Below are 18,215 nucleotides of genomic sequence, written 5' to 3'. Positions count from 1 at the left end.
CGGAGGCTCCCGTGCTGGACGAACTTGATTCGGCGATCGTGCGGCACCTGCAGGAGGACGCCCGGCAGACCAACCGGGAGATCGCCCGGAAGGTCGGCATCGCGCCCTCGACGTGCCTCGAACGCATCCGGCTGCTGCGCGAGCGGGGCGTCATCCGCGGCTACCACGCCGACATCGACCTGGCGAGCCTCAACCGCGGCGTCCGGGCGCTCGTCGCGGCGCAGGTGCGGCCGCTGAGCCGGGCGGTCATCGACGAGTTCCAGCGGTCGATCTCGGAACTGCCGGAGGTGCTTTCGGTGTACGTGACCGCGGGCAGTGACGATTTCCTGATCGAAGTGACGACGCCCGACATCGACGCGCTGCACGCGTTCCTGGCCGACCGGCTGGCCCTGCGCCGGGAGATCGTCGGATTCCGGACGTCGATCGTTTTCCGTCACCTGCGCAAGACGACGCTTGGACCACTTCCGCCGGGGTAACCCTGGTGAGTGCGACACGCCACCCCTAAGTGTTCCCCTTGAAATACCCGGGTTCGCACCCTCAAAGGCGGAAAATGTCGGTGGTGGGCGGTCTAATGAGTCCCTGACGGGAAGGAGGCACCGCCATGACAACGGAACTGAACCACCGTGAGCGGGCCACGTTGAGAGCCGTGGCCGGGGGCCACGCCGAGATCAGCTGCAGCTGCGAGCCCGACCTGTTCATCGACGGCCTGAGCTGCTGCGACCAGTCCACCGTGCACCGGCTCGCGCGGCTCGGCCTGATCGCACCCGCCCGTCCCGGCAAGTGCGGCGAGCGCGTGCCCGCCGTGCTGACCGGGGCCGGCTCGCTGGCGCTGGGCGAGGCCTTCGCCGTCGCCGCGTAATTGCATTGCCACGCACTGGGGTCACTGACAGCATCACCCGATGCACGTATTCCTCGAAACCGAGCGGCTGATCTTCCGCCGGTTCACCGAGAACGACGCCGACTTGCTCTTCGAGCTCTACGACGACCCGGCCGTGATGAAGTACCTCAATGGGGGACAGCCGGCCGACCGCACCGAGATCGTCACGCTGGATCTTCCCGCGTTCCTCGGTTACTACGAGCGTTTCCCCGGTTACGGGTTCTGGGCGGCGATCGAGAAGAGCACCGGTGATTTCCTGGGGTGGTTCCATTTCCGCCCGCGCCCGCAGGACCCGCCGGACGAGCCGGAGCTGGGGTACCGGCTGCACCAGCGGGCCTGGGGCAAGGGCTACGGAACCGAAGGCTCGGCGGCGCTGCTCGCCAAGGGCTTCACGGAGCTGGGGGTCCGCCGCGTCACGGCGTTCACGATGACGGTGAACGAACGCTCGCGCCGCGTGATGGAGAAACTGGGGATGACGTTCGTCCGCACGTACTTCGAGGAGTTCCCGGAGCACGAGCGGGCGCCGGGCAGCGAACACGGCGAAGTCGAGTACGCGATCACCCGCGACGAGTGGTCTGCCGCAGCCCGGTCGTGAGTGGTTAGGGCGGTTCTAACCGCCCTAACCACTCACGACCGGTGGGTCAGTGGTAGACCTCGAACTCGTAGATCCGGGCCGCGCCGTTGCCGTCGTTGGCCGGGGTGGTGAGGTTCAGCTTCACGTACCGGGCCGACCGGGTCGTGATCGGGTGGTACGTGCGGCTGGCCCGCGAACCGGACACCGAGGCGACCGTCGTCCAGGTCGAGCCGTCGGTCGACGTCTGGATCGTGAAGGCGCCGGTGTTCCAGGCCGTGGTCTCACCGCCGAGGCCGGCGTGCTTGACGACGAACGACGACACGTTCTGCACCGACCCGAGGTCCACCTGGAGGAACTTCGTGGCGGCGGTGCTGCAGAACTTGCTGTTGTTCGCCAGGCTGCCGTCGACCGCGTTGGCCGCGCCCTCGGCCGAGTTGCACGCCGCCGAGCCAGTGGCCGCCTTGCCCTGCGCCAGGTTCGGGCCGAGCTCCGGCGCGGCGGGCGGCGGGGTGAACCCGTCGTTGTAGGACGGCGGGACGTCCGCCGCGGTCGTGCCCCACGCGCTCGCCGACGAGCCCATCGTGTAGTTCAGCGTCGACGCGCCCGCGATGTCGCCGTAGCGGATCCACGACTTGGTCGTCGAAACGCCGTTGACGCTCAGGCCCTGCACGTACTGCGCGCCTTGGCCAGCACCGCTTCCGGTGATCTGGATCGTGCCGCTCGGGCGGACGATCGAGACCGAGGGGAACAGCGGGCCGTGCAGGGCCAGCACGTCTGCGCCCGGGGTCGCCGGGTACATCCCCAGCGCGGCGAAGACGTACCACGCCGACGTCGCGCCGAGGTCGTCGTTGCCGGGCAGGCCGCCCGCGCCGGTGGTGAACGACTCGTTCATCACGCGCCGCACCGCCGAGCTGGTGCCCTGCGGGTGGGCGGCGTAGTTGTACGCCCACGGCACGCCGTGCTCGGGCTCGTTGCCGATGTAGAAGTACGGCTGGGTGAGGCCGCCGTTGAGCTGGGTGAAGTGGTGGTCCAACCGCTGGACGGCGGTCGTCGCCCCGCCCATCAGGTTGATCACGCCCTGGTAGTTGTAGGGCACCATCCACGTGTACTGCGACGGGTTGCCCTCGGTGTAGCCGCTGTTGCTCGACGGCACGACCGGCCAGGCCCACGTGCCGGTGCTGCCCCGCGGCTGGATGTAGCCGGAGTCGGTGCCGAAGACGTTCTGCCACCACTGGGCGCGCTGCATGTAGGTGGTGTACTTCGTCGTGTCGCCGACGGCCTTCGCGAACTGCGCCACCGCGAAGTCCGATGCCGAGTACTCGAGCGAGTCCGACGGGTCCTCGGTGACGTAGTGCCGGCTGACGTACCCGGACTGGCGGCCGCGGATCGCCTGCCCCTGCGTGGTGCCGCCGTTGGAGCTCTTGTCCATCAGGGTCAGCGCGGCCGCCGTGTCGAATCCGCGGACCCCGAAGGCGTACATGCTGCCGACGACGATCGGCCCGGGGTCACCGGTCATCACGAAGTGCTCGTTGTTGTTGTGCGACCACTTGGGCAGCAACCCGCCCTGCTGGCCGTCCAGCACCATCGACTTCGCGATGTCGCTCGCTTCGGTGGGCGCGACCAGCCCGATCAGCGCGGCCCACGACCGGTAGATGTCCCAGCCGGAGTAGTTCTGGTACACGGTGTGCGACGCGGTGTGGATCGCCTGGTCGAACCCGCGGTACTGGCCGTTCGTGTCGCTGGCGACGTTCGGGTTCTGGAACACGTGGTAGAGCGCCGTGTAGAACTTCTGCAGGTCCGCGGCCGCGCCCCCGGTCACCTGGACGCGGTTGAGGATCGTGTTCCAGCTCGTGTCGGCGGCGGCGCGGATCCCGGCGAAGTCGAAGCCGGGGTTCTCGGCGGCGAGGTTCGCCTGTGCGTTGGCCAGGCTGACGAAGGAGATGCCGACCTTCGCCTGCACGGTGGTGTTGGCAGAGGTGTCGAAGGTGACGTAGCCGCCGGAGTTCGTGCCGCTGGTGCTCGCGGACCCGGCGGTCACCGTGCCGCCGAGCCAGGTGCCGAAGCCGCTGGGCGCGCGGTCGAACTGGACGACGTAGAAGATCTGGTAGGTCTTCGACGACCCGCAGAAGCCGCCACCGGTCACCGAGCCGGTGAGCTGGCTGCCACTGATGCTGATGCTTCCGTTGCGGTTGCCGGTCGCGCTGCGGCCGGTGTTGACCAGCAGCCGCGCGCTCGTGGTGTTCGGGTAGGTCAGCTTCATGAAGCCGGACCGCTGGGTCGCGGACAGCTCGACGGTCGTGTTGTAGTTGTCGAGCTTGTTCTTGTAGTAGCCGGGCGCGGCCGACTCGTTCGCTTTCGTGTAGCGGCCGGCGTAGCCGGTCCAGCCGGTGCCGGGCGAGGTGCCGATCGCGCCGGTGATCGGCAGCAGGCCGAGGTCCTCGTTGTTGGGGCAGCCGGCGCCGTTGAAGTGGGTGAGGCTGAACTCCTCGATGCTGGTGTCGCTGTAGCGGTAGCCGGACGGCGACCCGGTCGGGGTGTCCGGGCTGAACTGCGTCATCCCGAAGGGCACGACCGCGCCCGGGTACGTGCTGCCGCCGGCGCCGCCGGGCACGGGGTTCGGGGAGTTGCTGTTGTCCGTGCCGATGAAGGGATTCACGTACTGCGTGAGGGCTGGTGAGGCCGCGCTTGCCGGCGACGCGGGCAGTGCCGCGAGCCCGGCCCCCAGGAGGAGGGCGGCGAGCGCCGCCGTGCGCAGCCGTCCGGCGAACCTCGGCAGTGGTCTGGACATGAACCGTTCCTCTCCCTGTCGCACGCTTTCCGCCGGGCGACAACGTTGTCGGGCAAGCAAAGCAGAAGGTGACAACGTTGTCAGCGCGAGCCGCGTCGACGACGTCGTGGCGATCGAAGTGGTACCGGAACTCGGTGGCACGACATGGTGCCACGAGTCGACCCGATCGCGGTAGCACCGAAAGTTCGTTGCGCGCCAAGCGAATCCGGACCGGACCACTCGGCACCGCTGGTTCACCGTCGCGCGGGACGGAACCCCGAACCCGCGTGATCAGAGCCGGAACTCGCGAGTTCCGGGTTCGATCACGCGGGTTCCGGGTTCGATCACGGGACCTGCACCCAGGTCTCGCCGAGTTCCGTCGTCGTCGCTTCGCCGTTCGTCAGGTCCGCGAGCCAGCTCTCGAACACCGGGGCCTCGTCCGGAGCCAAGCCGATCTCGAAGCGGGCCGACTCGTCGAAGCGGGTCGCGTGCAGCAGGTACCGCGACGCGCGCAGGTCGTTCTCCAGCCGGCCCGCGCGGTCGTAACTCACCGCCACCTCGACGAGCCTGAGACGCCGGTGTTCTAGTACACCAACCACTTCCAGCGCGTCCGAAACGGACTGACCGTACGCGCGGATCAGCCCGCCCGCCCCGAGCAGCACTCCCCCGAAGTACCGCGTCACCACCGCGACCGTGTCGGTCAGCTCGCGACGGCGGAGCACCTCCAGCATCGGGGTACCCGCGGTACCGGCCGGCTCACCGTCGTCACTGGACCGCTGGGTCCGCCCGTCGGGACCCAGGACGAACGCGTGACAGTGGTGCCGCGCCCCCGGATCGGCGCGCCGGCGAGCCGCGATGAACTCGCGCGCGGCCTCCTCCGAGGTCACCGGAGCCAGGGCGCAGAGGAACCGGGAGCGCTTGATCTCGATCTCGTGGACCCCCGGACGAGCCACGGAGAGATAACGATCAGTCATCGGACGAGTCCGCCATGCACTCAGCTTCCCACCCCGAAGCGGCGTCGCCACACGTGCCCCAGGCCACTTCGGACGGACATTTCCGCTGGTCAGAGCGACCATAGACCGCTCTTCGGGAGGTCCAGCCCGGCATATGGGACTACCCTGGGGGCCGTCAACGTATGCGTGGCATTTCCCACCCGGGGACAACGACGTATGTCGATAACAGCGAATTCACACTATCGTCATAAGACCCGGCGAACCCGGGAGTAACACCGCGCGCTCCGACTGACCCCCACCACAGTGGTCCGTCTGTGCGCGTGCGCAGGACCGACATGTTCGGCTGCCCAGCGTTGTGCGGCCTCCCAGATGACCCGCGTCCGGTTTCCGAGCATCGCCGCTCGGCCGACGCTTCGCGGCATCTTGCTCTGCGACACCGACAACGCCGACAACAGCAACTGTTCTCGACTGACCATCGCGGTACCGGACCACTTCGTTAACCGGTTCAGCTCGAACCACACGATGGAGTGAGTACCGGTCGCGCCAACGCCTTGGGAGGCGGCCAGCCGTGACCCACCGTGCCCGTTCCCTGCGCCCCGCGGGGCAGCAGCTCAGCAACGCCGAGGCCGAGGGCCTCTACCGGAGCGACTACGAACACGACGCCTGCGGTGTCGCCTTCGTCGCCGACCTGACCGGCCGCCGAGATCACGCGATCGTCGCGAAGGCCCTGGTCGCGTTGCGCAACCTGGAACATCGCGGGGCGCGGGGCGCCGAACCGGACACCGGCGACGGCGCCGGGCTGCTGATCCAGATCCCGGACGAGTTCTACCGCGAGGTCGTGGACTTCGAGCTCCCCGAGCCGGGCACCTACGCCGTCGGCACCGCTTTCCTGCCGCAGGACGAAAAGCGCCGCGGCCGGGCGATGACGACCATCGAGCGCATCGCGGCCGAAGAGGACATGCGCGTCCTCGGCTGGCGCGAGCTGCCGGTGCACACCGAGCACTGCGGGCCGACCGCCGCCGAGACCATGCCGCACTTCACGCAGCTGTTCCTCGCCGCGCGCCGCCCGAAGCCCGAGCACTCGGACCCGCTGCACATCGAGCGCAGCGCGTTCTGCGTCCGCAAGCGCGCCGAGCACGAGCTCGTCGAGGACGACGTCTACTTCCCCAGCCTGTCCTCGCGCACGATCGTCTACAAAGGAATGCTCACCGAGCCCCAGGTCGAGCGGTTCTTCGCCGACCTGACCGACGAGCGCGTCACCAGCGCCATCGGTCTCGTGCACTCCCGCTTCTCCACCAACACCTTCCCCTCGTGGCCGCTCGCGCACCCGTACCGGTACGTCGCGCACAACGGTGAGATCAACACCCTGCGCGGCAACCGCAACTGGATGGACGCCCGCGAAGCCCTCCTCGAAACCGACCTGGTCCCGGGCGACCTCAAGCGGATCTACCCGGTGATCACGCGCGGCGCCAGCGACTCGGCGTCGTTCGACGAAGTCCTGGAGCTGCTCCACCTGGGCGGCCGCTCGCTGCCGCACGCGGTTCTCATGATGATCCCGGAAGCCTGGGAGAACCACCAGGAAATGGACCCGGCGCGACGCGCCTTCTACGAGTTCCACTCGACCTTGATGGAGCCGTGGGACGGCCCGGCGCTCGTCGCCTTCACCGACGGCAGCCAGATCGGCGCGGTGCTCGACCGCAACGGCCTGCGCCCCGGGCGGTACTGGGTGACCGACGACGGCCTGGTCGTGCTCGCCTCCGAGGTCGGCGTGCTCGACATCGACCCGGCGACGATCGTCCGCAAGGGACGCCTCGAGCCCGGCCGGATGTTCCTCGTCGACACCGCCGAGGGCCGGATCATCGAGGACGAAGAGGTCAAGACCGAGCTGGCGACCGCGCACCCGTACGACGAGTGGGTCGAGGCCGGCCTGCTGCACCTCGAAGACCTGCCCGAGCGCGACCGCGAGGTGCCGCTGCACGCCGCGCTCGTCCGCCGCCAGCAGGCGTTCGGCTACACCGAGGAAGAGCTCGAAACCATCCTCGAGCCGATGGCCCGCTCCGGCTCGGAGCCGATCGGCTCGATGGGCAACGACTCGCCGATCGCGACGCTGTCCAGCCGGCCGCGGCTGATCTTCGACTACTTCATCCAGCTGTTCGCCCAGGTGACCAACCCGCCGCTGGACGCCATCCGCGAGGAGCTGGTCACCGCGCTCGGCACGCAGATCGGCGCCGAGCCGAACCTGCTCGTCGGCGACGCCGCGAGCTGCCGCCGGATCGCGCTGCCGTTCCCGGTGCTCGACAACGACCAGCTCGCCAAGCTGGTGCACGTCAACGACGACGGCGACCTGCCGGAGTTCCAGGCGGTCACCGTGCTCGGCCGCTACAACGTCCACGGCGGCGGCGAGGCGCTGGTCCAGCGCCTGGACGAGATCCGCGCCGAGGTGTCGGAGGCGATCGAGGACGGCGCGCGGCTGATCGTGCTGTCCGACCGCGGGCTCGACGAGCACCACGCGCCGATCCCCTCCCTGCTGCTCACCGGCGCGGTGCACCACCACCTCGTCCGCGAGAAGACGCGCACGCAGGTCGGCCTCATCGTCGAGGCCGGCGACGCGCGCGAGGTGCACCACATCGCCCTGCTGATCGGCTACGGCGTCGCCGCGGTGAACCCCTACCTGGCGATGGCGACCGTCGAGGAGATGGCCCACCAGGGCCTGATCCCGGGCGTGACGCCGAAGCAGGCGACGCAGAACCTGATCAAGGCGCTGGGCAAGGGCGTCCGCAAGACGATGTCCAAGATGGGCGTCTCGACCGTCGCGTCCTACACCGGCGCGCAGATCTTCGAGGCGATCGGGCTCGGCGAAGAGGTCATCGAGAACTGCTTCACCGGCACGACGTCCCGCCTCGGCGGGGTCGGCTTCGAGACGCTCGCCGACGAGGTCGCGAAGCGGCACAAGTACGCCTTCCCCGCCGACGGGTTCCACGCGCCGCACCGCGAGCTCGAGACCGGCGCGGACTACCAGTGGCGGCGCGAAGGCGAGCCGCACCTGTTCAACCCGCAGACCGTCTTCAAGCTGCAGCACTCCACGCGGTCCGGGAAGTACGAGATCTTCAAGGAGTACACGAAGGCCGTCGACGACCAGGCCGAGAAGCTGCTGACGCTGCGCGGGCTGTTCGACTTCAAGTACGGCAAGCGCGCGCCGGTGCCGATCGAGGAGGTCGAACCGGTCTCGGAGATCGTCAAGCGGTTCGCCACCGGCGCCATCTCCTACGGCTCGATCTCCATGGAGATGCACCAGACCCTCGCCATCGCGATGAACCGCCTCGGCGGGAAGTCCAACACCGGCGAAGGTGGCGAAGACGCGGAGCGGCTCTACGACCCGGAGCGGCGAAGCGCCGTGAAGCAGGTCGCGTCGGGCCGGTTCGGCGTCACGAGCGAGTACCTCGTCAACGCCGACGACATCCAGATCAAGATGGCGCAGGGCGCGAAGCCCGGCGAAGGCGGGCAGCTGCCCGGCGCGAAGGTGTACCCGTGGATCGCGAAGACGCGGTTCTCGACGCCGGGCGTCGGCCTCATCTCGCCGCCGCCGCACCACGACATCTACTCGATCGAGGATCTCGCCCAGCTGATCCACGACCTGAAGAACGCCAACCCGAAGGCCCGCATCCACGTGAAGCTGGTGTCCGAGGTCGGCGTCGGCACGGTCGCGGCGGGTGTGTCCAAGGCGCACGCCGACGTCGTGCTCATCTCGGGCCACGACGGCGGGACGGGCGCGTCGCCGCTGTCGTCCATCAAGCACGCCGGTGGCCCGTGGGAGCTCGGCCTGGCCGAGACGCAGCAGACGCTGCTGGCCAACCGGCTGCGCGACCGGATCGTGGTGCAGACCGACGGCCAGCTCAAGACCGGCCGTGACGTCGTCGTCGCGGCGCTGCTCGGGGCCGAGGAGTTCGGCTTCGCGACCGCGCCGCTGGTGGTGTCGGGCTGCATCATGATGCGCGTCTGCCACCTCGACACGTGCCCGGTGGGCGTCGCGACGCAGAACCCGAAGCTGCGCGAGAAGTTCAGCGGCAAGGCCGAGTACGTCGTCAACTTCTTCGAGTTCATCGCCCAGGAAGTGCGCGAGTACCTGGCGGAGCTGGGCTTCCGGTCGATCGCCGAGGCCGTCGGCCACGCCGAGTTCCTCGACAAGCGCAAGGCCGTCGACCACTGGAAGGCGGCCGGGCTGGACCTGTCGCCGATCTTCCACGTGCCCGAGATGGCCCCGGCCGGGCTGCGCCTGCAGCAGACGCTGCAGGACCACGGGCTCGAGAAGGCGCTCGACAACACGCTGATCCAGCTCGCCGAAGGCGCCCTCAACTCGGGCGACAAGGTGCGGCTGGAGCTGCCCGTCCGCAACGTGAACCGGACCGTCGGGACGATGCTCGGCTCGGAGCTGACCCGGCGGTGGGGCGGCGAGGGCCTGCCCGACGACACCATCGACGTCACCTTCACCGGGACCGCCGGCCAGTCGTTCGGCGCGTTCGTGCCGAAGGGCATCACGCTGCGGCTCTACGGCGACGGCAACGACTACGTCGGCAAGGGCCTCTCCGGCGGCCGGCTGATCGTGCGGCCGCCGAAGGAGGCGCGGATCGCCGCCGAGGACCACATCATCGCCGGCAACGTGATCGCCTACGGCGCGACCAGCGGCGAGATCTTCATCCGCGGCAAGGTCGGCGAGCGGTTCTGCGTGCGCAACTCGGGCGCGCTGGCCGTCGTCGAAGGCGTCGGCGACCACGGCGGCGAGTACATGACCGGCGGCCGGATGGTCGTGCTCGGCCCGATCGGACGCAACTTCGCAGCCGGCATGTCCGGTGGCATCGCCTACGTTCTGGACCTGCCCGCGCACCGCGTCAACCCGGAGATGGTCGACCTCGACCCGCTCGACTCCGAGGACGCGGACTTCCTGCGCGAGACGCTGGAAAAGCACTACGACGAAACCGAATCCGCCGTCGCGCGGGAACTGCTGGCCGACTGGGACGCGGGCGTCGACCGCTTCGGGAAGGTCATGCCGAAGGACTACAAGCGCGTGCTCGCCGCCCAGGTGCAGGCGGAGCGGGACGGGCGCGACGTGAACGAGGCGATCATGGAGGCAGCTCATGGCTGATAATCGCGCAGCCAGTCATGAGTGCCGACCGGGTGCGGGTGTCCCGCAAGAAACGGAGGCCGCACATGGCTGACCCCAAGGGCTTTCTGACCACCACCCGCGAAGAGCCGAAGCGCCGTCCGGTCGACCTGCGGCTGATGGACTGGCGAGAGGTCTACGAAGACTTCGCCACGACGAAGCTGGAGAAGCAGGCCGGCCGCTGCATGGACTGCGGCATCCCGTTCTGCCACCAGGGCTGCCCGCTCGGGAACCTCATCCCGGAGTGGAACACCCTGGTGTGGCGGGACGACTGGCAGCAGGCCATCGAACGGCTCCACGCGACCAACAACTTCCCGGAGTTCACCGGCACCCTGTGCCCGGCACCCTGCGAAACCGCGTGCGTGCTGGGGATCAACGACGACCCGGTGACGATCAAGCGCGTCGAGATCTCCATCGTCGACCGCGCCTTCGAAGAGGGTTGGGTGACGCCGCTGCCGCCGGTCACGAAGACCGGCAAGAAGGTCGCGGTCGTCGGGTCCGGCCCCTCGGGACTCGCCGCGGCGCAGCAGCTCACGCGCGCGGGCCACAGCGTCGTGGTCCTCGAGCGGGCCGACAAGATCGGCGGGCTGCTGCGCTACGGCATCCCCGAGTTCAAGATGGAGAAGCACCGGCTCGACCGGCGCCTGGCGCAGATGGAGGCCGAGGGCACGGAGTTCCGCACCTCGGTGAACGTCGGCGCCGACATCACCGCCGAGGAGCTGACTTCGTCGTACGACGCCGTCGTGCTGGCGGGCGGCGCGACCGACTGGCGCGACCTGCCGATCCCGGGCCGCGAGCTGGACGGCATCCACCAGGCGATGGAGTTCCTGCCGCCGGCCAACCGCGTCGCTTCGGGCGAGCTGGAGAAGTCGCCGTTCGACGCTTCCGGCCTGGACGTCGTCGTCATCGGCGGCGGCGACACGGGCGCGGACTGCGTCGGGACCTCGCACCGCCAGGGCGCGAAGTCGGTGACGCAGCTGGAGATCATGCCGAAGCCGCCGGAGGCGCGCTCGGACGCCCACCCGTGGCCGACCTACCCGATGATCTACCGGGTCTCCTCGGCGCACGAAGAGGGCGGCGAGCGGCTGTACGCGGTGAACACGCAGGAGTTCCTGGGTGACGCCGACGGCCGGGTCCGGGCGTTGAAGCTGGTCGAGGTGCGCAACGAGAGCGGCAAGTTCGTCCCGGTGGAGGGCAGCGAGCGCGAGCTGCCCGCGCAGCTCGTCCTGCTGGCGATGGGCTTCCTCGGGCCGCAGAAGAAGGGCCTGATCGAGGACCTCGGCGTCGAGCTGGACCCGCGCGGCAACGTCGCCCGCGACCAGGCGTTCAAGACCAGCCTGGACAACGTGTTCGTGGCCGGCGACATGGGCCGCGGCCAGTCCCTGATCGTGTGGGCGATCGCGGAGGGCCGCAGTGCCGCGGCCGGCGTGGACGCCTACCTGACCGGGCGGGACGTCCTGCCCGCCCCGATCGCGCCGACGGACCGGCCGATCGCGTAGAACCCGGCGCCGGCGGGGGTGTCACTGTCGCCACCCCCGTCGGCGCTGTCCCACTTTCAGCCGTAGTAACCCTTTTCGAGGTCGTCCAGCAGTCCCGGGTGCGCCGGCTGCCAGCCGAACAGCTCTCGGGTCCGGTCCGCGGACGCCGGCTGGTCGATCGCCAGGAGCGCGCCGAGGAAGCCGAGCTCGTCGGCCGCCACGGACGTGACCGGGAGCCCGAGCCGGCGGCCGGCCACCTCCGCGACGTCCCGGATGGCCACGCCCTCGTCGCCGACCGCGTGCAGCACCGAGCCCGCGGGAGCCTGTTCCAGCGCCAGGCGGAACAGGTGCGCCGCGTCGAGGACGTGCACCGCCGGCCAGCGCGCCGTCCCGTCACCGACGTAGGCCGCGATGCCCCTCTGCCGTCCCGCGTCGATGAGCCGCGTGATGAGGCCGTGGGCGTCCCCTTCCCCGTGCACCGAGCGCGGCAGCCGCACGAGGGACGCGCGGACGCCGCGTTGCGCTGTCGCCAGGACGGCGCGGGCGATGTCGGCCCGGCCGGCCACCGGACCCCCGAAGACGGCTTCGTCCTGCTCGGTCGCCGGCCGCCCGGCCACGAACGGCGTCCCCGAAGCGGCGATGAACGCCTTGCCCTCGAGCACGGCCGTCATGGCGCCGACGGCGGCCGCGTCGGTCCGGATCGCGGCGTCCATCCGGTCGAAGTCGTGCCCGAAGGCGAGGTGGACGACGCCGTCGGCGGCCCGGGCGCCCGCTTCGAGCGTTTCGAGGTCGTCCAGGTCGCCGCGGAGCACCTCGGCGCCCATTTTTTCGACGGCCGCCGCGGAGGCGTCCGACCGGGCGAGGCCGACGACCTGGTGGCCGGCGCCGAGCAGCTCGGGCACGAGGGCCGAGCCGATCCAGCCGTTCGCGCCGGTGACGAAGACACGCATGAGAACCTCCCTGTGATGACACCTGGTGACATCACCGTAGCACGTGTGACGACACCGGGTGTCATCGCTTAAGCTGGGACCATGAGCCGCTGGGAACCGAACGCACGCGAGCGGCTGCTGCGCGCCGCGGTGGAGTCGTTCGCCGAGCGGGGGTACGACGCCGTCACGGTCGCGGAGATCACCGAGCGGGCCGGGCTGACGAAGCGGACGTTCTTCCGGCACTTCGCCGACAAGCGCGAAGTGCTCTTCGCCGGCCAGGAAATCCTGAGCCGTATGTTCGCCGAGGGGATCGCGGCCGCCCCCGCCGAGGCGACGCCGATCGACGCGGTCGCGGCAGCGCTCACGGCCACCGAAGCGGCCTTCGGCCCGGAACGCCGCGAGCAGGCCCGGACGATCCGGCAGGTGGTCGCGGACCACAGCGACCTGCGGGAGCGGTCGCTGCTCAAGCACGCGAAGCTCACGGCCACGATGGCCGAGGCGTTGCGCGAACGCGGAATCCCGGACCCGGCGGCGAGCCTGGCCGCCGAGATCGGCGGCCTGGCGTTCACGACGGGGTTCGCGCGGTGGGTGGAGCCGTCGAACGAGCGGAGCTTCGGCGAAGTGGCCCGGGAAGCGTTGTCGGAACTCGTCGAGGCGACGGCCGAGCTCGGCTGAGGAACCGCGTCACCGGGTCCGGTCTTCGTTCTGCCGGTCGTCGTTCTGCGGGTTCCCGGTCTCCCGGCTTCTCGAGAGGGCCTGCACCACGAGGTAGCCCGCGGCGGCGAAGGGGATCACGAAGATGATCCAGGGGAAGGAGAAGGTCCCGCTCGTCTGGTTGGCGACGTAGATCGCGTAGCCGATCAAGAAAGCCCCGCTGACGAGGGCCCAGAACCGTTCGGAGGCCTTGACCTTGGGGGCGCAGGCGACCCCGATCATGACGACACCGCTGAGCAGGCTGAAGACTTCGTAAGCACTCCAGTTCACGACAGTTCCTTTCTCGGGTGGTTCACCGGGGCAGGGTGCTGCCCCGGGGTCCGTGGGTGTGCGAAACGAGCTTGGCGAAGCAGTGGTCGGCGTCGAGGTGCTCGGCCACGCACCAGGCGTTCGCGGCCGCGCCGGTCGGGAACGACTGGTTCGCCACCGTGACCCAGAAGTCGCCCTTGGTGTAGCTCGTGTAGTCGCCGGACCAGAGCAGCAGTGCCGACGGGTACGCCTGCCGGGTCGCGGTGAAGTCGGCCCAGATCGCGCGGTAGTCGTAGGTCGTCCCGTGCGCCACGAGGCCGTGGTTCTTCGACGACAGCTGCGGAACCCACTTGTCCGCCAGGGTTTCCACCTGGGTCCGGTCGGTGTCCACCTGCTGCTGGAGGGTGGCCCGCGCGGACACCTCGTCACCGGCCGGGGTCGTCGGCGAAGACGACGTGGGCGGCTCGGGCGCCGTCGACGTCACGGACTCCGTGGGCGGCGAGTAGCCATACCCGCCGTAACTCCCGTAGCCGCCGTTCGCCTGCGTGCTCCCGCTGCCGGTTTCCGCGTAGCTCGTCGTCCCCAGGCCCAGCGGGTGCCCGCAGACCTTCGCGGTCCCGGACGTGGCGCGCTCCAGCTCGAAGCCGTTCGTCGCGTCGGCGTCGGAGATCCGTTCCAGCGCGGTGGCGTCGGCGCTCAACCCGCCGCCCTGGTACCGGTCGGCCAGGTCGGCCAGATCCCCGGCACTGGCGAAGACGGCGTTGTCGAAAAGGCCGTTCGCCGACATCAACTCGCTTCCCAGCTTGTCGAACCCGGTGCACAGCGCCCGCCGGTCCACCGGACCGGTGGCACAGCCCGCGAGCCCGGCCGCACCGATGACAACGGCGGTGGCCAGTACGGCCAGCCGCGGTGTTCCCTGGTTCATCTCCGTCTCCCGCCTTCTCGGGGCGAAAGTCGGCAGCGGCGGGAATTCCGCTACCGTTCCCGGTGAACTGACGTGGAAATGACCGGTAACCGAATTCACGGAAGCACGGCGAAAGGTGATTCGCCACCGGCCGGCCGGCCAGGGGACCCGCCGCCGCGGACGGTTCGGCGCTCAACTTAATCTTTCGTGTGAATGCCCAGGTTTCGGTGGCACGCGGCAGCGCCCCGTCGGCAACCTGGTTCCAGGGGCACGGCCGGCAGGGGGAGCTCGGGCCGGTCGTGCGCCTGCGATATCCGCACGGGAGGGGAGCCCGAAATGAGTGTCGACCTGTCCACCACGCTGTCCTGGACCACGGCGACCGGAGACGCCGAAGTGATGCTCGGCGAACTGCAGCCGAACATCCTCAAGGCCCACGTCCGCGACCACCTTTCCGCGCTGCTGCTCGCTTTCGGCGACGCGGCGGAGGCGCGGGCGTTCCTGGTCTCGGTCACCGGGAAGATGAAGTCAGCCAAGGCCCACCTCGAGGAGGTCGGCGCGTTCAAGAGCGGTGGCGCCGCGGGCACGCCGTACGTCGGTGTCGGACTCACCGCGGCCGGCTACCGCGCCCTCGGCGTCGAAAACTTCCCGCAGGACCAGGCATTCCTGCGCGGGATGGCGGCACCGGAGACGCGGCGGAAGCTGAACGACCCGCCGCGCTCGACGTTCGATCCGGGCTACCACGGGGAAATCCACGCCGTCGTGCTCGTCGGCGATGCCACGGACAAGGCGATGACCGCCCGGCGCAACGAAATCCTCGGCCTGCTGCCGGACTCCGTCGCCGTGCTGGTGGAGGAGACCGGCCTCGGCCGCGCCAACGCGCGCGGCGAGGGCATCGAACACTTCGGGTACGTCGACGGCCGGAGCCAGCCGCTGTTCCTCACCGAGGACGTCGACGCGGAGAAGAACAACACCGACGGCATCAACGTGTGGAACCCGGCGGCGCCGCTGTCCCAGGTGCTGGTGCCGGACACCGCGGCACCCGATCCGGGCGTGCACTTCGGCAGCTACTTCGTCTTCCGCAAGCTCGACCAGAACGTGCGGCGGTTCAAGCAGGCCGAGGCGGACCTGGCCGACACGCTCGGCCTGACCGGCGACGACCGCGAGCGCGCGGGCGCGATGCTCATCGGCCGGTTCGAGGACGGCACACCGCTGACCACCCAGCGCGAAGACGGCGCGGAAAGCCCGGTGTCGAACAACTTCACCTACGACAGCGACCGCGCGGCGCTGAAGTGCCCGTTCCAGGCGCACATCCGCAAGACGAACCCGCGGGGGTCCGGCGGCGCCGAGGAACCGTCCGGCGAGCGCCTGCACCTGATGGCGCGCCGGGGTGTCACCTACGGCGAACGGCCGGACGACCCGAACGCCGACGTGCCACCCGCGGCGCGGCCGAGCGGCGGGGTCGGGCTGCTGTTCATGGCGTTCAACTCGGTGCTGGGCAACCAGTTCGAGTTCACGCAGGCACTCTGGGCGGACAACCCGGGCTTCCCGATCGTCGACGGCGTCACGCCGGGGCTCGACCCGGTGATCGGGCAGGGCGAGCGGGGGACGTCGGACTACACCGTCGAATGGGGCGGATCGGTGCAGCGCACGGCCGACCCGGTGCCGCAATCGGTGACGGTGCGGGGCGGTGAGTACTTCTTCATGCCGTCGCTGGCTTTCCTGCGCGCCCTCTGACTACCTTTGTCGTCGGGGAAGGCGGCGAAGGAGGCTGGTTTGGACCGGCACGAACGGCTCAGCGCACTGCTGGACATGGTGGGGCAGCGGGAAAAGATCGACGTCGAGGCCTCCGCGGAGGAGCTCGACGTGTCCCCCGCCACGATCCGGCGCGACCTGGACCACCTGGCCGGACGCCGGCTGCTGACCCGCACCCGGGGCGGCGCGGTGGCGAGCAACGTGGCGTACGACCTGCCGTTGCGGCACAAGGCCGCGCGCAATGCGCCGGAGAAACAGCGCATCAGCGCGGCCGCCGCGCGGCTGGTCGAACGCGGCATGGTGATCGGGCTCAACGGCGGCACGACGAGCACCGAGGTCGCCCGCGCGCTGGTGCTGCGGCCGGAACTGGCGGAGCGCGACGGCTCACCGGCGCTGACGGTGGTGACGAACGCGCTCAACATCGCCCACGAGCTGGCCGTCCGCCCGAACATCAAGATCGTGGTGACGGGCGGCGTGGCCCGGCAGCACTCGTTCGAGCTGACCGGGCCGCTCGCCAGCCTGTTCCTCGACCAGATCACCCTCGACCTGGTGTTCCTGGGCGTCGACGCGTTCGACGCGGAGCGCGGAGCGTTCGCCCACCACGAAGGGGAAGCGAGCATCAACCGCCTGCTGGCATCGCGGGCGCGTCAGGTGACGGTGATCGCGGACAGCGGCAAGCTGGGCGGCCACGCCTTCGCACGCATCTGCGACACGGCGGCGGTCGACCAGCTGATCACGGACTCGGGCGCCGACCCGGCCCAGGTCGCGGCGTTCGAGGCGGCGGGGGTCGAGGTCCTCCTGGCCTGAAAGCCGTGAATGGCTCATCGAGGGACTTGAAGTCCCTCGATGAGCCATTCACGGACTTGGGGTGGGTCAGGCTTCCAGCAAGTCCAACGCCAGCAACCCCGCCCCCAGCCGCCCGGCTTCGTCGCCCAGCTTCGCGATCCGCAGCTCCGGCATCCGCTGGAACGTCAGATGCGCGGCCAGCCACTCCCGGACCGGCTCCAGCACGTAGTCCGCCGCGGTGAACAGGCCGCCCCCGAGGACGATCACCTCCGGCCCCAGCAGCGTCAGCAACGTCCGGATCCCGTGGCCCAGACCATCGAGCGCGTCCTGCACCACCGCCACCGCCACCTCGTCACCGTGCCGGGCCAGCTCGACCACTTCGCGGGCGCCGTCGGCCGCGCGGCCCGTGCGTTCCGTGTAGCGGCGGGCGATCGCCGCCGCCGAGGAGATCGCCTCCAGGCACCCGATCGCGCCGCAGCCGCACTTGCCCGAGTGGCCGACGTCGATGTGCCCGACCTCGCCCGCCTGCCCGTGCGCGCGGTGGATCCGGCCGTCGAGCAGGAGCGCGGCCGCGATCCCGGTGCCGACCGGGATGAACGCCGCGTTCGTCGCGCCCTGCCCCGCGCCCACGCGGAACTCGGCGATGCCGCCCGCGGTGACGTCGTGCCCGAACGCCACCGGCAGCCCGAGCCGCCCCTCCAGCAGCTCGCCGAAGTGGACCTCGCGCCAGTCGAGGTTGGCCGAGAAGTGGCAGACGCGGGTCTCTTCGTCGACGATGCCGGGCACGACCACGCCGACCGCCGCCGGCATGCCGGTGCCGGCCTGCTCCGCCAGCGCGGCCACGATGTCCGCGACCTGGGCGGCCAGCGCCGTGCCGTCCGCGCTGCGCGCCGTCTCCGCGCGCAGCGTCGCCCGGGGCTGGAGCTGCTCGTCCAGCAGTGCCGCCTTGATCGTCGTCCCGCCCACATCGAGGGCCGCCACCATTCGAGTCACCGCGGCATTGTCACATTGACGCAGCCCAAACGGCGGACCTACGCTCAACCGGCCAGACGACGGATTCCGGAACGCGGTGCA

General features: G+C 70.0%; 14 protein-coding genes. 8 read left to right on the top strand and 6 right to left on the bottom strand.

Annotation, left to right across the window (positions count from 1 at the left end; genetic code table 11):
* The first annotated feature begins 14 nt into the window (after positions 1-14).
* The 3 genes from QRX60_RS23840 (at position 15) to QRX60_RS23830 (ending at position 1,472) form a co-directional block, all read left to right on the top strand.
* Entirely contained in the window at positions 15-476 is a 462-nt protein-coding gene (locus QRX60_RS23840; RefSeq protein WP_286003680.1) for an Lrp/AsnC family transcriptional regulator, read from the top strand.
* A 125-nt stretch (positions 477-601) separates the two neighbouring features.
* Entirely contained in the window at positions 602-859 is a 258-nt protein-coding gene (locus QRX60_RS23835) for a hypothetical protein (RefSeq protein WP_286002989.1), read from the top strand.
* Positions 860-899: 40 nt separating this feature from the next.
* Positions 900-1,472, top strand: coding sequence for a GNAT family N-acetyltransferase (locus QRX60_RS23830; RefSeq protein WP_286002988.1), 573 nt, complete (start codon positions 900-902; stop codon positions 1,470-1,472).
* A gap of 46 nt (positions 1,473-1,518) precedes the next feature.
* Here QRX60_RS23830 and QRX60_RS23825 read toward each other — a convergent pair whose 3' ends face one another.
* Together QRX60_RS23825 and QRX60_RS23820 are read right to left on the bottom strand one after the other, a co-directional pair.
* Positions 1,519-4,239, bottom strand: coding sequence for a GH92 family glycosyl hydrolase (locus tag QRX60_RS23825; protein ID WP_286002987.1), 2,721 nt, complete (start codon positions 4,237-4,239; stop codon positions 1,519-1,521).
* Between the two features lie 323 nt (positions 4,240-4,562).
* Entirely contained in the window at positions 4,563-5,192 is a 630-nt protein-coding gene (locus tag QRX60_RS23820) for a YigZ family protein (protein ID WP_286002986.1), read from the bottom strand.
* 547 nt (positions 5,193-5,739) lie between these two features.
* Between QRX60_RS23820 and gltB the strand changes: the two genes are divergently transcribed.
* Positions 5,740-10,311, top strand: coding sequence for a glutamate synthase large subunit (gene gltB / locus QRX60_RS23815; RefSeq protein WP_286002985.1), 4,572 nt, complete (start codon positions 5,740-5,742; stop codon positions 10,309-10,311).
* A gap of 65 nt (positions 10,312-10,376) precedes the next feature.
* The gene (locus QRX60_RS23810) at positions 10,377-11,828 is read left to right on the top strand and encodes a glutamate synthase subunit beta (RefSeq protein ID WP_286002984.1); all 1,452 of its coding nucleotides are present in this window, start codon (positions 10,377-10,379) and stop codon (positions 11,826-11,828) included.
* 56 nt (positions 11,829-11,884) lie between these two features.
* On the opposite strand, the gene QRX60_RS23805 is transcribed toward QRX60_RS23810, so the two are convergent.
* Positions 11,885-12,757 carry an SDR family oxidoreductase gene (locus tag QRX60_RS23805; protein WP_286002983.1) on the bottom strand — a complete coding sequence of 291 codons (873 nt, stop codon included), beginning with the start codon at positions 12,755-12,757 and terminating at the stop codon, positions 11,885-11,887.
* Between the two features lie 81 nt (positions 12,758-12,838).
* Here QRX60_RS23805 and QRX60_RS23800 point away from each other — a divergent pair, with 81 nt between their 5' ends.
* The gene (locus QRX60_RS23800; protein WP_286002982.1) at positions 12,839-13,411 is read left to right on the top strand and encodes a TetR/AcrR family transcriptional regulator; all 573 of its coding nucleotides are present in this window, start codon (positions 12,839-12,841) and stop codon (positions 13,409-13,411) included.
* Positions 13,412-13,420: 9 nt separating this feature from the next.
* Here QRX60_RS23800 and QRX60_RS23795 read toward each other — a convergent pair whose 3' ends face one another.
* Together QRX60_RS23795 and QRX60_RS23790 are read right to left on the bottom strand one after the other, a co-directional pair.
* On the bottom strand, positions 13,421-13,720 hold the full coding sequence (locus QRX60_RS23795) for a hypothetical protein (RefSeq protein ID WP_286002981.1): 300 nt from the start codon (positions 13,718-13,720) through the stop codon (positions 13,421-13,423).
* Positions 13,721-13,742: 22 nt separating this feature from the next.
* Positions 13,743-14,624, bottom strand: a complete 882-nt coding sequence (locus QRX60_RS23790) for a hypothetical protein (protein ID WP_286002980.1) — start codon at positions 14,622-14,624, stop codon at positions 13,743-13,745.
* Positions 14,625-14,939: 315 nt separating this feature from the next.
* Between QRX60_RS23790 and QRX60_RS23785 the strand changes: the two genes are divergently transcribed.
* Positions 14,940-16,337 carry a Dyp-type peroxidase gene (locus QRX60_RS23785; RefSeq protein WP_286002979.1) on the top strand — a complete coding sequence of 466 codons (1,398 nt, stop codon included), beginning with the start codon at positions 14,940-14,942 and terminating at the stop codon, positions 16,335-16,337.
* Positions 16,338-16,376: 39 nt separating this feature from the next.
* A complete protein-coding gene (locus QRX60_RS23780; protein WP_286002978.1) occupies positions 16,377-17,162 on the top strand; it encodes a DeoR/GlpR family DNA-binding transcription regulator in 786 nt (261 codons plus the stop codon).
* Positions 17,163-17,228: 66 nt separating this feature from the next.
* Here the strand turns inward: QRX60_RS23780 and QRX60_RS23775 are convergent, their stop codons facing one another.
* On the bottom strand, positions 17,229-18,125 hold the full coding sequence (locus QRX60_RS23775; protein WP_286003679.1) for an ROK family protein: 897 nt from the start codon (positions 18,123-18,125) through the stop codon (positions 17,229-17,231).
* Positions 18,126-18,215: the final 90 nt, after the last annotated feature.

Origin of the sequence: Amycolatopsis mongoliensis (genome assembly GCF_030285665.1) — a bacterium.
GTDB classification, from domain to species: Bacteria; Actinomycetota; Actinomycetes; order Mycobacteriales; family Pseudonocardiaceae; genus Amycolatopsis; species Amycolatopsis mongoliensis.
The sequence above is the reverse complement of the archived record's forward strand: the minus strand, read 5'-3'. Positions and strand labels throughout refer to the sequence as shown.

Excerpts from the sequence above, each read along its gene's own strand:
- QRX60_RS23835 (WP_286002989.1), top strand. The coding sequence starts at position 602 with ATGACAACGGAACTGAACCACCGTGAGCGGGCCACGTTGAGAGCCGTG.
- QRX60_RS23830 (WP_286002988.1), top strand. The coding sequence starts at position 900 with ATGCACGTATTCCTCGAAACCGAGCGGCTGATCTTCCGCCGGTTCACC.
- QRX60_RS23825 (WP_286002987.1), bottom strand. The coding sequence starts at position 4,239 with ATGTCCAGACCACTGCCGAGGTTCGCCGGACGGCTGCGCACGGCGGCG.
- QRX60_RS23820 (WP_286002986.1), bottom strand. The coding sequence starts at position 5,192 with ATGACTGATCGTTATCTCTCCGTGGCTCGTCCGGGGGTCCACGAGATC.
- QRX60_RS23810 (WP_286002984.1), top strand. The coding sequence starts at position 10,377 with ATGGCTGACCCCAAGGGCTTTCTGACCACCACCCGCGAAGAGCCGAAG.
- QRX60_RS23805 (WP_286002983.1), bottom strand. The coding sequence starts at position 12,757 with ATGCGTGTCTTCGTCACCGGCGCGAACGGCTGGATCGGCTCGGCCCTC.
- QRX60_RS23800 (WP_286002982.1), top strand. The coding sequence starts at position 12,839 with ATGAGCCGCTGGGAACCGAACGCACGCGAGCGGCTGCTGCGCGCCGCG.
- QRX60_RS23790 (WP_286002980.1), bottom strand. The coding sequence starts at position 14,624 with ATGAACCAGGGAACACCGCGGCTGGCCGTACTGGCCACCGCCGTTGTC.
- QRX60_RS23785 (WP_286002979.1), top strand. The coding sequence starts at position 14,940 with ATGAGTGTCGACCTGTCCACCACGCTGTCCTGGACCACGGCGACCGGA.
- QRX60_RS23775 (WP_286003679.1), bottom strand. The coding sequence starts at position 18,125 with ATGGTGGCGGCCCTCGATGTGGGCGGGACGACGATCAAGGCGGCACTG.